Below are 15,667 nucleotides of genomic sequence, written 5' to 3' on the forward strand. Positions count from 1 at the left end.
AGCATTATACTACATTATTATGTATTTTCAAAACTAAGCTTAATAATATCAAATGCCTCTTTAATCTCGATAAATTTTAGATTGTAAAATTGCACAATACTCTCTTCTTTTCCATAAACTTTATCTGGGTGATATTCTTTTATAAGCTCAAGATATTTTGATTTTATGTCAAAAAAACTATCTGTAGTTTTACAATCAAGCGTAATATAGGCATTTTTAAGCCTTATTTCACTTTGTGTAAGATATGAAGATTTAAAGCCTTTGCTTCCAAATCCATTCATCTTAAAACTATCATAATCAAATTCAAGTCTAACATTGTGAATGATCTTATTGCCAATAATTTGCATTAAAAAATACCAAAAATCTGATTTACTAGAATCTAAATAAATATGTGTCAAATCGCTACTTATAACAATTTGCGAAAGCAAAGCACTTACATATCTTTTAGCAACATGATTTGGTCTATCCAAAATCAAAACTGCCCTATTTACTCCAAGCATTCTAAATGATATATTCACACATTCAAGTAATGAATTTGGTGCTAGAATCTTTATTCTAATTGGCAAATAGCTGACTTTAAGTATAGATTCTAATGTCATATTGCTATCATCTATTAAATGCTCTTGCATAGCTAAATGATAAGTCCAATTAATCAAATAATCTTTTTTAAATCTCTCACCATCATCTAAAATCAAGATTGAGCTTGATAAGTGATATTGGTTTTGAAAATATTTAGTGGCATATTTCAATATTTTAGGCAAAGCTTCATTTTGCTTTTCAATGCTAATTTGCACAAACTTACTAAATATCTCAACTCTCAAATTTATATCTCTTTAAACATAGATTCTATCAATGATTATACTATATCAAATATTTTAAATTACAAGATATTTTTTAAAGATAAAACTAGAATCCAAAATATTTTCTTAGTGCAAAATAAATGGTGTATCTTGATAAACCTTAAAATTTAGCCAATTTGCAAAAATCACACTAGCATTACTTCGCCATGAGAAATTTGGCACACAAACATCATTATAGTAATTTTGCGGTTTTAAAATAGGAAGTCCCTTTTTTAAATCACGTTTATACTCAATATCTAACGTTTCTCTTGCATATTCTGGGTGTCCTAAGATAAAATAATCCTTTTCATCTCGAAGCACTGAGATTCCGCTTATATCCCCATTTAAAAGCACCTTAAGTGTTGGATTGCCCCTTACTTGCGCCTCATCAATGTGAGAGTGTCGTGAATGAGGAATCTGCACGATATCATCTAAGCCATTTAGTATCAAATCTTGCTCTATAATTGTGTGTTTAAAGACCCCAAAAAGTTTAGATTTAAGAGGGATTTTCTTAATTTTATGGAAATAGTTTAGTCCTGCCATCGCACCCCAGCATATATATAGTGAGCTTGTGCAATGTGTTTTTAAAAAATCCATAATCTTACACAATTCACCCCAATATTTTACCTCGTAAAAATCCAAATGTTCTATGGGCGCACCAGTGATTATAGCACCATCAAATTTACGATTACCAATCTCGCTAAAATTTACATAAAATCGCTCTAGGTGCGAGTATGGGGTATTTTGTCCCACATAGCTTTCTGTTGATAAAAGCGTGATATTTACCTGCAATGGTGAATTTGCAAGTAATGATAAAATTTGATTTTCTGTTTCAATCTTTGTTGGCATTAGATTGCAAATTAATACTTCTAAGGGACGAATATCTTGATGCTTTGCTTTATGACTACCCATTATAAACGCACTTTGCTTAAGTAGAGAAAATGCCGGAATATCCTCTGGAATGACTAATGGCATAAATTTCCTTTATTTAAAAATCCAAAAAAAATAATAATTTTATTTTTAAATACTAAATGTGGAATCTAAAAAATGAGATTCCACAAATATGGAATATAAAATTATTTCTCCAATGCCCTTTTCAAATCTGCAATTAAATCGCTAGGATTTTCTAGTCCTATACTTAAACGCACCGTGCTAGGCGTGATTCCAGCACTTTCTAACTCTGCTTTGCTAAGTTGTGAATGAGTGGTAGAAGCTGGATGAATCACAAGTGATTTAGAATCTCCTATATTTGCAACAATTGAAAAAATCTCTAAGTTATTGCATAGCTTTTTTGCTTCCTCATGACTTCCTACCTCAAATGCTATAAGCCCACTACTTGCAGAATCTTTAAAGTATTTTTTAAGCAGTAAGTGGTATTGATTATTAGGAAGCCCAGGATAAAATACTTTTTTTACTTTTGGGTGAGATTCTAGGAATTTTGCCACTTCTAGTGCATTTGCCGAATGCCGCTTAATGCGGAGCTCTAATGTTTCTAAACCTTGAATAATTATCCATGCATTTTGCGGAGATATAGTAGCCCCTATATTTCTAAGCCACTCAGTAATAAGGCGAATGCCAAAGATAGGTAGCACACCTGCAAGACTTGCATACACAAGCCCATGATAGCTTTCATCTGGTGTATTAAATGCAGGATAGCGAGGATTATCTACAAGCAATTCATTTAAGCCATTTCGCTCGATAATAGCTCCTCCAAGTGCGCTTCCTTGTCCATTTACATATTTACTAAGACTATAAACACTAACATCCACACCATAATCAAATGGTTTATGTAAAAATGCTGTAGCCACAGTATTATCACAGATTGTTACGATTCCATGATTTTTAGCAATTTTTACGATTTTTTCAACATCAGCAATTGCAATTTGTGGATTACTAAGACTTTCAAAGAAAATTGCCTTTGTATTACTATCAATCACCTTTTCAAGCGTGCCATCAATATCATCAATATCAAACACACGCGAAGTTACGCCAAAACGTTTAAATGTATGTGCGATTAAAGTCTGCGAACCACCATAGATTTTATTAGAATACACTATGTTATCGCCATTTTGTGCTAGATTTGCAAGTGCATAAAAAATCGCTGAGCTACCGCTAGCAGTAGCCACACCAAACGCCCCTCCTTCTACAGCTGCAAGGCGGTCACCTAGAATCTTATAAGTAGGATTTGTAAGACGAGTATAAATGTTGCCAAGCTCTTGCAAACCAAATCTAGCCGCTGCCTGCTCTAAATTCTCAAAGCTATAAGCGGTGTTTTGATATACCGGCACACTTAAAGTGCGTTGTGTATCATATGTATAACCAGCATGAAGTGCTAGTGTTTCTTGTGTAAAATTATTATGTGTTAAATTTGCCATTTTGTATCCTTTGTAAAAAAAATTGATGGAATTATAACATATATTTTTTAAAATACAATATGTAATTTTAAAATTTATAATAAATATTTTAAGTTACAAAATACTTTTTAAGATAAAATTAGAATCTAAATTTTGATATTTTAAGGCTTTAGATGGATATTGCAATACTTGCTATTTATGGCATTGCAGCTGGGATTCTAGCTGGAATCTTTGGTATTGGCGGAGGGACATTGATCGTTCCTGCAATGATATTTTTTGGATTTGATATAAAAAATGCTATTGGAATCTCTGCAATGCAAATGATTTTTTCATCAGTATATGGAACATATCTAAACATAAAAGCAAAAATGCTAAATTTTGAAATAGCGAAATTTGTGGCAGCTGGGGGATTGCTTGGGGCTGCATTTAGTGGCTTTGTAGTTGATGCATTGCAACCTATATATCTTGAAGTGGCATTTATTTTGATTTGTATTTATTCGCTATTTAAAAATCTAAAGCAAAAAAGTGAAATAAAATCCCAAAAAAATAATATCCCCAAAGAGTTCGTATTATTTATCGTGGGTTTTGTTACTGGAATCTTTGCTATATCTCTTGGAATTGGCGGAGGATTGATAATAGTGCCAGCAATTGCGTATTATCTAAATATTCCAACAAAACAAATAGTGCCAGTATCGCTATTTTTTGTAATATTTTCATCATTATCTGGGACTATAAGCCTTGCAATAAATGGTTATGCTAATTATAAAGAAGGGCTTATTGTTGGGATATTTTCTCTTATTGGCGTATATATAGGAACAAAAATCAATAAAAAAATATCAAATAGATTCCATAAAAATGCAGTAACAATACTATATCTAATAGTGCTTGCCGTAATGATAAAAAATATCATAAGTTAGATACAATTCCTAATTTATTTTACCTCTTATAAAAATATGGAGAATATTTTGGAACATATTAAAATAATTGGAGCAAAAGAAAATAATTTAAATAATATTAATCTTAGTATTCCAAAAAATAAATTAGTAGTTTTTACAGGGCTTAGTGGAAGCGGAAAAAGCACTCTTGCATTTGACACACTATATGCTGAAGGACAAAGAAGATATTTAGAATCTTTATCTAGCTATGCAAGGCAATTCCTAGATCAAATTGGCAAACCAAATGTAGAAAAGATAGAAGGACTTATGCCTGCTATTGCAATTGATCAAAAAACAACATCAAAAAATCCCCGCTCAACCGTTGGCACGATAACAGAGATATATGATTATCTTAGATTGTTATATACAAGAGTTGGTGTGCAACACTGCCATAAATGCGATAAACCAATATCTCATATGACTAGTAGTGATATTATAAATCAAGTATTATCATTAAAAGAAGGCACAAAAATCTTAATCCTTGCTCCAATATTTAAAGAAAAAAAGGGAACTTTTAGTGATGTATTAGATAGTTTGCGTCAAAAAGGCTATCTTAGAGTAATAATTGATGGGGTATTAAGTCGCCTTGATGAACAAATAGAATTATCAAAAAATAAAAAACATACATTAAAAATCGTAGTAGATAGAGTTGTAGTAAATGAAGAAAACAAAGCAAGAATTGCACATGCAACAGAATTAGCACTAAAAGAATCTTATGGCGAGGTCGAGATTCTACAAAATGACGAAAAAAAGCCTCTTCATTATAGTGAGCATTTTGCTTGTTTTGATTGTAAAGTAAGCTTTGAAGAATTAGAACCGCTAAGCTTTTCTTTTAATTCACCAAAAGGTGCTTGCCCTAGCTGTAATGGACTTGGACTAAATTATAGAATTGATACAAAAAAAATAATAAATCCTCACTTGCCACTATGCAAAGGTGGTATAAAAATAATCTATGGATTTAATAAAGGCTATTACAGCGAATTATTTAGAGGATTTGCAGAGAGCGCAGATATCGATATAAATGAATGTTTTGAAAATCTAAGCAAAGAACAACAAAAACAGATTCTATATGGAAGCACAAAAGAATTTAAAATTAAATGGAAAAATAGCTCTATTACTCGCATATGGGAAGGTATATTAAAAATCGCATATGATATGTTTAAAGATGAAAGAGATGGGCTTAATGACTATATGAGTGAAAAAATATGTGATACCTGCAATGGCAATAGATTGAGAGTAGAATCTCTAAGCGTAAAAGTGGCAAATTATGGAATTGGTGAAATAATAAATATGCCAATTGAAGATGTATATAAAATATTTAGCAATGATGATAATTTTGCATATTTAAGTGAGCAGCAAAAATTTATTGCAAAAAGTATTTTAAAAGAGATTAAAGAGAGACTTTATTTCTTATATGATGTTGGACTTGGATATTTAACACTAGGACGAGATAGTAGAACAATAAGTGGTGGTGAAAATCAGCGAATAAGAATTGCAAGTCAAATTGGTAGCGGACTAACAGGCGTTTTGTATGTCCTTGATGAGCCAAGTATCGGACTTCATGAAAGGGACACTCTAAAGCTTATAAAAACATTGCAAAATTTGCAAAAAAAGGGAAATACGCTAGTTGTAGTAGAACATGATAAAGAAACAATTAAAAATGCTGATTATATAGTAGATATAGGTCCTGGAGCAGGGAAAAATGGTGGAAATGTGATATTTAGCGGGAATCTAAAAGATATGATGAAAGCAAAAACATTAACCGCGGAGTATATAAGTGGCAAAAAAAAGATTGAATATTTTTATAGACGAAAACAAGAAAAATGGCTTACTATCAAAAATATCAATATCAATAATATAAAAAATCTTGATGTAAAAATTCCACTATTTAATTTTGTATGTTTTAGCGGCGTAAGTGGAAGTGGCAAAAGCTCTATTGTATTGCAAACATTGCTTCCAAATGCAAAAGAGATTCTAAATAATGCTAAAAAAATAAATAAAGTAGATAATGTAACCATAGAGGGATTAGAACATTTAGATAAAGTTATATATATAGATCAAAGTCCAATTGGAAGAACCCCACGAAGCAACCCAGCAACTTATACTTGTGTAATGGATGATATAAGAGATTTGTTTGCACAAACAAAAGAAGCAAAAATACGAGGTTACAATATAGGGCGATTTAGCTTTAATGTAAAAGGTGGCAGGTGTGAGAGATGTTTTGGTGAAGGTGAAATAAAAATTGAAATGCACTTTTTGCCAGATATTCTTGTGAAATGTGATGCATGTGGTGGAAAAAAATACAATAAACAAACACTAGAAATAACATACAATGGAAAAAATATCGCTGATGTGCTAGATTTAAGCGTAGATGAGGCACTTATTTTTTTCAAAAAGATTCCAAAAATCGCCCAAAAGCTAACAAGACTTCAAGAGATAGGACTTGGATATATCAAACTAGGACAAAATGCACTCTCACTAAGTGGAGGTGAGGCACAAAGAATAAAAATAGCAAAAGAATTATGCAAAAAAGACACAGGAAAAACTCTATATATACTAGATGAGCCGACTACTGGACTGCATTTTGATGATATTAATAAATTAATGAAAGTGCTTCATCATCTAACTAGCCTTGGAAATAGTGTAGTTGTAATAGAACATAATCTTGATGTAATAAAAAATGCTGATTATATTATAGATATTGGTCCAGAAGGTGGAAGTAAGGGTGGAAAAATAGTTGATTGTGGCTCGCCAGAAGATTTAATCAAAAATGTAAAAAAATCAAAAAGCTATACAGCAAAATTCCTTGCTCTTGAGTTAGGCGCTAAATGATAAATTTATTGCCTAATTTAGCAAATCTAGAGCATCGCTACATAATCTACCAAAAGAAGAATTAGAATCTATAGCCAAACATTTATCAAGCTCTATTTTTGAATTCGCACTCTCGCCTAGCTCGCTATAAGCTACACCTCTTAGATAATGCACTTTTTGAGATTCATTATTACTTAGCTCAATAGATTCTATATTTTTTAATACATCTAACATTTGAGTATATCTATAATCACTAAACAATACATCGCTATAAGCTAATTCTACAAATGGTGAATATTCATATATTTTTAGTGAATCTTGAAGATTTATTAAATCTATTGCATATCTTTGTATTGCGATATTATCATTAGATTCTATTGACCAATTTAACATATAATAATAAACATTTAGCATTTCTTTTGAATTAGGAAATAATTTTGATAATTCATCAAATAATGCAATTGCTTCATTTTTGCGATTTAGCTTTGCAAGTGATAAAAATAATATAATCCCAGAATCTTGATATTCACCCAATTCCTTTGCGATACTAAAAGCATCTCTGCTTGAATGTGCTGCATTATTATAATCTTGCAAGGCAAAAAAGCTCTGTGATACATTATAAAGCCAAATAAGTTTATCTTGAGTGTTTAGAGAACCTTGAAGCATTAGGTTTGATAAATCTAATGCCTTATTAAATAATGAAGATTCAAACAAACATCTAAAAACTTGCTTTGAATTATTTGTTAGCAAAATCTCATTTTGTTGCAAGTAATAATCAACAATCTCTTTGCAGTTTTTAGAATCTTCAATAATTTTAATATATGATTTTTTTATGTTTTCATTATTGCTATTTAGATTTGCTTTTAGAGCTAAGACATCTTTGTATAAACCCATAGCAAATAATGCATTTGCTTTTTTCTCATATGCCATACTTGATTGAGGAGTATTTGGATATGTAGCGATGATATAATCATATTGCTCTATTTGTTTTTCTAAATCACCTTCATTTAAATGAAATAATAAATTATCATCTCTTTGTTTAATCAATGCTACATTATCAGAATCTTTAAATAGATTTAAAAATTCACTATTTATTCTATGAGCATCTTGCATCTTAGAATCTAGCTCATACCATAAGCTAATATCCATCATCAATTTTTCTTTAAATTCATCATTGCTTAAATAATTTAAAATACCATCTCCTGCTTTTGCAGCTATATCATATAGCTTCAAATCTGCCCATTTATGAAAATCTTTGTAACTAGAATCTAAATCATTTAAAAAATATTTTGGATTTGAATTTATAATCCTAGAAAATAATATTTTAGCATTATCAAAGTCATTACTCTCTAGCTCAAAATTGCCCCAATTATATATAACATATGATGCAGTATCTAAATCTTTTGCTTCTTCGTATGCTTGTGCATATAAAGATTCTGGTCGTTTTCTATCACCATTTTTACTAAGATTCTTAGCGATACCAACAAGTGCATATTGAGCATATTTTGAAGATTGATATTCATTTATAATCCTATCAAAATAATATCTAGCTTCATTATAAATTTTCATCTTGCTATAATTATCTGCCATAATAAATAATATTTCTGGGACACCAATATCAGCTGGATATGCCCTAAGCCATCCTCTTGCAAGCTGCAATACATCATCTGGGATATAATTAATATTATGCATTGATTTAATCTTATACAATAATATATCTCTTTTAAATAAGCTATTTGGGTATTCATTTAGTATTTCATCAGCAAGTTTGATAACTTCTTGATATTTTTTATTGTCATAAGTTGAACGAATATTTAAAAACAAAGCCAAATCTGGACCGACATTGTATGTTAGTGGTGAAGCATCAATATTTAGCTCTTTTATGCTAGGAAGTGTAGAATCTATAGAAATTGGGAAATTTATCCCTCTATATGTTTTATTTGATAAAAATGGTATTTCACTATCATATCCAATAATCTGCCAAATCTTTGAAGTTTTTGGACGCTCAAGAGGAATAGGAATATTGCTTTTTAAATCAAGAAAAGTTGCAAATAATCTTTGGTCTTTTAGTGGTTTTATAAATAAATGAAATTTATTACCATTTATTTTTGAAGATATTTCAAAAAATTCTGTTTTACTTACTGGATTGCTAGAAATAGGCGTGCTATCTATTATGCATTCAATCATAATATTTTTATTATTGATATCTTTATTTTCTTTGCAAGGAAATCTTTTGTCATGTTTTAGAGTGATGATTGAAAATCGTTTATTATTTTCAACACCATAATCTACCTCTATATTAAGAGCAAAGGCAATATCAAAGATAAAAATAAAGATAAAAAGTTTATATAATCCCACTCATAACTTCTTTAAAATTAAAAAGATAATTATAAATTATATCAATAAAACCTTCTACAAAAAATATTCCAAATATTGTTACAAATAATGCAATTGCAATTACGCCTACCATTGGATAAGACATATTTTGCATATATATCTTGGAATCTTGTGTAATTGGCTCTTTTAAAAACATATAAATAATAAGCTTCATATAATAATAAACAGCAATTGCACTATTTAAAAGAAGTATCAAAGCTAAGATATTATATCCCGCATTAATAGATGAACTAATCAAATACATTTTACCCCAAAATAGTCCAAATGGTGGTATTCCACCAAGGGAAAGCATAAATATTGCAAAACTAACAGCAAGTAATGGCGATAATCTAACCAATCCACTAAATTTATCAAAAGGAAAAGAATATCTACTATCCCATTGTTTATTTTTATTATGGCTTAAATGAAGCATTCCAAATGCACCAAGATTACTAAATAAAAATAACACCCAATACAAAAATAATGCAACCAAACTTTGAGTAGTGCCAATAAATATACAAGCAAGAACAAAAGCAGCTTGCGATATAGAGCTATATGCTAACATCCTTTGAACATCATTTTGCAGCAATGCAATAATATTTGGTATTGTTGTGCCAATTATTACAAATGCAAATAATATATATTTAATGATAGGAGTATCTACAAACATAAATACAGAGCAAACTCTAATAAGAACAACAAAGGCAGCAATTTTTGTAACAATTGACATATAAAATGCAAGTGGAGATGATGAGCCTTCATACACATCTGGCACCCAAGTATGAAATGGAACAAAAGATAATTTAAATCCAAGTGCTACAAATAAGAAAATAAAACCAAGTAAAACAAAATATTCTCCGCTGCCATATGCATTTATAAGTAATATGCTTTTTATTATATCGCTAATATTTATACTTCCGCTTCCTACATATACAAATAATAATCCAAATGCAAAGATTCCGCTTCCAAGCGCGCCAAGTGTAAAATATTTGATACCAGCTTCTAGTGATTTTTCATTTTTAGCTAATGCAATAAGAGCATATAAAGCAAGTGATGAGCTTTCTAATCCTAAAAATATTAATATCAAATTATTGCTTGATACCATAAATTGATAAGAAGCAATCATAAATAAAAATAATATATAAAACTCACTGCATTCAAATTCACCAAATTTATCCTTAGAAATAGCTAGAAATATAAAAAGTAATGAAGATATAAGTATAATTATTTGCGATAGTGCAGATAATCCATCAATGCTAATAAGTGAATAGAATCCAGTAATCATATTTTCTAAATCTAGTATAGATAATAAGCTAAGCAAAATAGAAATAGAGCTAATAGCAATGCATAGCCTTTTATTAAATTTATTTAAAATAATATCTATAATCAAAATTAAGATTCCACCACCTGCAATTAAGCACATTGGTAATATGCTTAAAATATTTAGCGAACTAAAAGATAATGCCATCTTAATCTCTCCTATTTACTTTTAATATGAAATCTTTGCTTTCATTTAATATTGCTCTATTATATGTGAGAGCGACTACTTCATTTGCTGCTACATCAATCTTATCAAGAACTGCTTTTGGATAGATTCCAAGCCAAATAATAATACATACAAGTGGAATTAATGCTATTTTTTCTCTAAGATTTATATCCTGTAATTCTTTATTTTTAGGATTTGTAATATTCCCTAAAAATACATTTCTAAATAAATTTAGCATATATACAGCACCAACTATAATACTACTTCCAGCAAGTAATGCAATGATTACATTAACATTAAAAAATCCTAACAAACTAAGAAACTCGCCAACAAATCCCATAGTAAGCGGAAGCCCTACGCTCCCCATCAAGGCAATGACAAAGATTATTGTAAATCTAGGCATAACACTAGCAATGCCACCATAATCTTTAATTAATTTTGTATGAGTTCTATCATATAAGATTCCAACCATCAAAAATAATGCTCCACTAATAATCCCATGACTTAACATAAAAAATATAGAGCCACTAATCCCTTCAACATTTAAAGCAAATGTCCCAAGCACAATAACACCCATATGAGCAATAGAGCTATATGCTATTACCTGCTTCATGTCATTTTGCACATATGCTATCATCGATGTATAAATCACCATAATCACACATAAAATTGCAATAGGTAATATAAAAGAGATCGTTGCATCTGGAAAAAGAGGAAGCGAGAATCTAATAAATGCATACGAACCCATTTTAAGCAATATTGAAGCAAGGATGATAGAGCCTACACTTGGAGCTTGTCCATGTGCGTATGGAAGCCAAGTATGAAATGGGAACATAGGAACTTTTACTGCAATACCAATAAAAAATGCGATAAATAATATCTGCTGTTTATCAAGACCTATATTTAAGAATCTATACCAATCAATGATACTAAAGCTCCATTTACCAGTCAAACTATAATGCAAATAGGCACAGCACAATATTCCAAATAACATAAGGAGGGAAGCACTAAATGTATATAAGAAAAATTTGATTGCAGCATAGAGTTTTTTTTCTCCACCCCAAGCACCAATAATATATAACATTGGAATAAGAGAAAACTCCCAAAATATATAAAATAACATAACATCAAGGGCTATAAACACTCCAATCATAACACTCTCTAGTATCAATAATGAAACTAAAAAATGCTTAATTTTATCAACATTATTTAAATATATTATGGAAATAAGTGTCATAAATACACTTAATAAAACTAAAAATAATGAAATGCCATCAATTCCTACAAAATAACTAAATCCAATACTAGAGATAATATCTACTTGATTAACAAATCTAAATCCATTTTCTACATTTGAAGTATCAAATAAATACCATATCATAAGAGCTAAAATAAGCTCAATAATTGATACGGCGATAGCATAAATCTTAGCAAATTTTACATGAATGATATTACCACACAATAATAAAGCTGATAATAATGGTAAAAATAAAACAATATTTAATAAATTCTCCATCTACAAATCCCTATAAAAACAACAACACTGCAAAAAGTAAAATAAATAATCCAAGCACGATTAAAAATAGCGAAGATGAGAGATTCCCATTTTGCATAAAACGAGCCTTGCCTCCATACCATAGAGTTATATTAGCAACCAAATCTACCATAAAATCAATAATCCTAATATCAACTTCTTTCCATAAAAACTTAGATAATGCATAATATGGCTTAATAATTACAATATCATACAAATGTGGAATATAATATTGATTTATAAGTAGTTTATAGATTTTTGAATCTTCTTTTATAAATCTAATCCCTTTTTTGTATATAAATATCGCAAAAAGCACACCGCAAATAGCACATAATAAAGCGATAGCAATTAACATATACAAAGTAAAAGATGAGACATTTAAAATACCTTTTGGTAAATAAAATTCTAAATAATCTCCTAGTGGATGCTCTAAGAATCCAGCAAATACTGCCAATATTGCAAGTGGCATCATAGGCAAAATCATTATTTTTGATGATTCATGTGGGTGTTCATCATGATTTTTTGGCACAAAAAATACAAGCATTAATAATCTAAAGCTATAAAATGCTGTGCAAAATGCAGCAATCAAAAGAACAATCCAAATAAAATAATGATTACTTACAAAAGCAACTTCAAGTATTTTATCTTTTGAGAAAAAGCCAGCAAATGGGTAGATTCCAGATAGTGAAATAGAAGCTATAATCATCAAAATTGCTGTTTTTTTAAGATGATTAAACAAAGCACCCATCTTTGTAATATCCAATTTATCATTCATAGCATGCATTACATTTCCAGCACCAAGGAAAAGTAAAGATTTGAAAAATGCATGCGTTGCCAAATGGAATAATGCAATATAATAATATCCAAGCCCAGCAGCAACAAACATATATCCAAGTTGAGAAAGCGTAGAAAATGCAATAATTCTCTTTAAATCTTTATTGACAAGAGCCATACTTGCTGCAAACAATGCAACAAACGCCCCAAGACATGCAATAAAATTTCCAACATCAATATTATAATCATAAATTGGATTCGCCCTAATTACCAAATACACACCTGCTGTTACCATTGTAGCAGCATGAATTAAAGCAGATACAGGTGTAGGTCCTTCCATCGCATCAGCAAGCCAAGTGTGTAGTGGAAATTGAGCAGATTTTCCCATAGCTCCAATAAATAATAAAATAGAAATCCAATACAACGCAGAATGTGAAATATCTCCAACACTTGAGAACACATCGCTATACTTTAAGCTACCAAATGAATAAAAAATAAGAAAGATTCCAATAAGCATTGCAAGATCTGCTATGCGATTGATTATAAATGCTTCATTTGCAGCAAATGAAGCACTACTTTTTTTATACCAAAAACCAATAAGTAACCAAGAGCAAAGCCCAACCCCTTCCCAGCCTATAAATAACCCCAAAAAGTTATCACTCATCACAAGTATAAGCATAGAAAAAACAAAAGCACTAAGAAATACAAAAAATTTATTAAATCCTGTGTCATGTTCCATATAGCCGATAGAATAGATAAAAACAAAAAGTGATACAATCAATACTACAAAAATCATCACCATTGTAACCCCATCTATCATAAAACCAAAGCTAGAAGAAAATGCTCCAGCAGCTATCCAACTGCTTATATTTATAGTTTCTATATTTCCATTTACTACACTTGGTGCAACAATAATGGCACATAATAATGAGAGAGAAAGTGAGGCTATTGGAATGAGTGCTGCAATAATATTTTTTTTGCCAAGAGAAAAAAGACTAGAAAACAATGCGCCAAATAATGGAGCAAATAATATTAAACCAACTAACATCAAAACCCTCCACTAACCGTGCATCAAATTCAAATCATCTAAATCTAGATTCTTATGCTTTCTATACCAAAGAATAAGAAGTCCAAGCCCAACAGCAACTTCAGATGCGGCAATTGCAATGATAAAAAAAGCTATTATTTCGCCACTAATATCACTATAATATCTACCAGCACTAACAAGTCCAATATTTGCTGCATTTAAGATGATTTCTGTTGAAAAAAATATCATTAAAAGATTCTTTCTTCGCAAGATTCCAACAAGCCCAATTGCAAAAATAATAACACTTAATAACAAATAGTGATTTAGAGATAGAATCATAAATTATCCTTTATATTATCAAGCTTTGTATCATCAAATTTCATATCATCACAATTGCCACCTATATTTTTACTAACAAGTGCAATACCTGCAATAAGAGCGACAAGAAGCATTAGTGCTACTAATTCAAATGCTATTAAATAATTTGTAAATAACCCAATGCCTATACTCTCTACATTTCCATCTATATTCATAGATTCTATTAAATTATTAACTTCATTATTATTGATACTAAGCACTCTAGGCAGCGATACAATAACTACAAGTATCAATGATACACCAAAACTAAGAAAGCATGCGATTTTCCTACTCTTATGCTTTTCTTTAATATCTTTTGCACTATCAAAAAACATCATACCAAATGCATACATAGCCATAATAGCACCTGTATAAACTGAAATTTGAACTACACCCAAGAATTCAGCCCCAAGATTAAAAAAGATTCCAGCTATAAAAATCATTCCACTTGCAAGAGCAGTCATCGCATAAAGAATGTTTGTAGTAAATACAACGACACTAAAACAAAATATAATCAATGCACTAAATAAATAAAATGAAATAATCTCAAGCATAAATCAACCTACTTTCTCACTATCTACTTTTTTACTTGTCTCATCATTGCTTAGTGGAGTTGGTTTTATATTATTATCAGCATTAGGGCTTAGACTACCATATCCGCTATATTCATCAATCTGTCCTTTTTTAGCCAAAGCAAAAGATACTAATAAATCATCTTTTAATTTAAAATGAGCTCTTTGCTCGCTTGCATTTTCATATCTATTGCCATGCACTATTGCAAGCTCTGGACACACTTCTGCACAAAGCCCACAATAAATACATCTCCCAAAATTAATACTATAAGATTCTATATTTTTTCTACCATCAATACCATATTTAGTATCAATTTTTATACAATTACTAACACATATTTTCTCACACAATCCACAGCCAATACATCTTTCATTTCCAGATTCTAACAATCTCATCAAATTGTGCACAGCCCTATATCTAGGAGATAGTGGAATCTTTTCAAGTGGGTATTTTATCGTTACTATTGTGCTTGGTTTAAATAACTCAAATAAAGTTAATTTTAGCCCTTTTAGCAAATCCAATGAAAATGTACGTTTTAAAAATCGCTTAAAACTTGGTGGTGGAGTTTGTGCTACTAATTTGTATTCTACTTTCATAATTA

12 protein-coding genes are annotated in these 15,667 nt (G+C 30.2%); 2 read left to right on the top strand and 10 right to left on the bottom strand.

Translation table 11 applies throughout. The features are described from left to right. Positions 1 to 17: 17 nt before the first annotated feature. The 3 genes from CQA42_RS05390 to CQA42_RS05400 form a co-directional block, all read right to left on the bottom strand. Positions 18 to 821: a DnaJ family molecular chaperone gene (locus CQA42_RS05390; RefSeq protein WP_115583666.1), complete on the bottom strand. Its 804-nt coding sequence runs from the start codon at positions 819 to 821 to the stop codon at positions 18 to 20. Positions 822 to 926: 105 nt separating this feature from the next. Continuing rightward, entirely contained in the window at positions 927 to 1,814 is an 888-nt protein-coding gene (gene metA / locus CQA42_RS05395) for a homoserine O-succinyltransferase (protein ID WP_115583667.1), read from the bottom strand. A gap of 101 nt (positions 1,815 to 1,915) precedes the next feature. Beyond that, the gene (locus tag CQA42_RS05400; RefSeq protein WP_115583668.1) at positions 1,916 to 3,214 is read right to left on the bottom strand and encodes an O-acetylhomoserine aminocarboxypropyltransferase/cysteine synthase family protein; all 1,299 of its coding nucleotides are present in this window, start codon (positions 3,212 to 3,214) and stop codon (positions 1,916 to 1,918) included. 152 nt (positions 3,215 to 3,366) lie between these two features. On the opposite strand from CQA42_RS05400, the gene CQA42_RS05405 reads away from it, so the two are divergent. Together CQA42_RS05405 and uvrA are read left to right on the top strand one after the other, a co-directional pair. After that, on the top strand, positions 3,367 to 4,110 hold the full coding sequence (locus CQA42_RS05405) for a sulfite exporter TauE/SafE family protein (protein ID WP_115583669.1): 744 nt from the start codon (positions 3,367 to 3,369) through the stop codon (positions 4,108 to 4,110). A gap of 36 nt (positions 4,111 to 4,146) precedes the next feature. Then, entirely contained in the window at positions 4,147 to 6,960 is a 2,814-nt protein-coding gene (uvrA, locus tag CQA42_RS05410; RefSeq protein ID WP_115583670.1) for an excinuclease ABC subunit UvrA, read from the top strand. A 12-nt stretch (positions 6,961 to 6,972) separates the two neighbouring features. Here the strand turns inward: uvrA and CQA42_RS05415 are convergent, their stop codons facing one another. From CQA42_RS05415 to nuoI, 7 genes are read right to left on the bottom strand one after another with little or no spacing between them, the layout of a single operon-like run. Next, positions 6,973 to 9,297 carry a tetratricopeptide repeat protein gene (locus CQA42_RS05415; RefSeq protein ID WP_115583671.1) on the bottom strand — a complete coding sequence of 775 codons (2,325 nt, stop codon included), beginning with the start codon at positions 9,295 to 9,297 and terminating at the stop codon, positions 6,973 to 6,975. Next, entirely contained in the window at positions 9,284 to 10,783 is a 1,500-nt protein-coding gene (gene nuoN / locus CQA42_RS05420) for an NADH-quinone oxidoreductase subunit NuoN (RefSeq protein WP_115583672.1), read from the bottom strand. Before nuoN ends, CQA42_RS05415 begins: the two co-directional genes overlap by 14 nt. 1 nt (position 10,784) lies before the next feature. Then, positions 10,785 to 12,317, bottom strand: a complete 1,533-nt coding sequence (locus tag CQA42_RS05425; RefSeq protein ID WP_115583673.1) for an NADH-quinone oxidoreductase subunit M — start codon at positions 12,315 to 12,317, stop codon at positions 10,785 to 10,787. Between the two features lie 10 nt (positions 12,318 to 12,327). After that, positions 12,328 to 14,157: an NADH-quinone oxidoreductase subunit L gene (nuoL, locus tag CQA42_RS05430; protein WP_115583674.1), complete on the bottom strand. Its 1,830-nt coding sequence runs from the start codon at positions 14,155 to 14,157 to the stop codon at positions 12,328 to 12,330. A gap of 12 nt (positions 14,158 to 14,169) precedes the next feature. Continuing rightward, entirely contained in the window at positions 14,170 to 14,472 is a 303-nt protein-coding gene (gene nuoK, locus CQA42_RS05435; RefSeq protein WP_115583912.1) for an NADH-quinone oxidoreductase subunit NuoK, read from the bottom strand. Continuing rightward, positions 14,472 to 15,047 (bottom strand): NADH-quinone oxidoreductase subunit J, encoded by a 576-nt coding sequence (locus CQA42_RS05440; protein ID WP_115583675.1) that lies wholly within the window; start codon positions 15,045 to 15,047, stop codon positions 14,472 to 14,474. Before CQA42_RS05440 ends, nuoK begins: the two co-directional genes overlap by 1 nt. Positions 15,048 to 15,050: 3 nt before the next feature. Then, complete coding sequence (gene nuoI, locus CQA42_RS05445; RefSeq protein WP_408941441.1) at positions 15,051 to 15,665, bottom strand: NADH-quinone oxidoreductase subunit NuoI; 615 nt, start codon at positions 15,663 to 15,665, stop codon at positions 15,051 to 15,053. Positions 15,666 to 15,667 lie beyond the last annotated feature (2 nt).

The sequence above is a fragment of the Helicobacter sp. MIT 99-5507 genome, assembly GCF_003364295.1.
Lineage (GTDB): Bacteria > Campylobacterota > Campylobacteria > Campylobacterales > Helicobacteraceae > NHYM01.

Bases quoted from the DNA above. Each gene is read 5' to 3' on its own strand.
- metA (WP_115583667.1), bottom strand. From the start codon at position 1,814: ATGCCATTAGTCATTCCAGAGGATATTCCGGCATTTTCTCTACTTAAG.
- CQA42_RS05400 (WP_115583668.1), bottom strand. From the start codon at position 3,214: ATGGCAAATTTAACACATAATAATTTTACACAAGAAACACTAGCACTT.
- CQA42_RS05405 (WP_115583669.1), top strand. From the start codon at position 3,367: ATGGATATTGCAATACTTGCTATTTATGGCATTGCAGCTGGGATTCTA.
- uvrA (WP_115583670.1), top strand. From the start codon at position 4,147: ATGGAGAATATTTTGGAACATATTAAAATAATTGGAGCAAAAGAAAAT.
- nuoN (WP_115583672.1), bottom strand. From the start codon at position 10,783: ATGGCATTATCTTTTAGTTCGCTAAATATTTTAAGCATATTACCAATG.
- CQA42_RS05425 (WP_115583673.1), bottom strand. From the start codon at position 12,317: ATGGAGAATTTATTAAATATTGTTTTATTTTTACCATTATTATCAGCT.
- nuoL (WP_115583674.1), bottom strand. From the start codon at position 14,157: ATGTTAGTTGGTTTAATATTATTTGCTCCATTATTTGGCGCATTGTTT.
- CQA42_RS05440 (WP_115583675.1), bottom strand. From the start codon at position 15,047: ATGCTTGAGATTATTTCATTTTATTTATTTAGTGCATTGATTATATTT.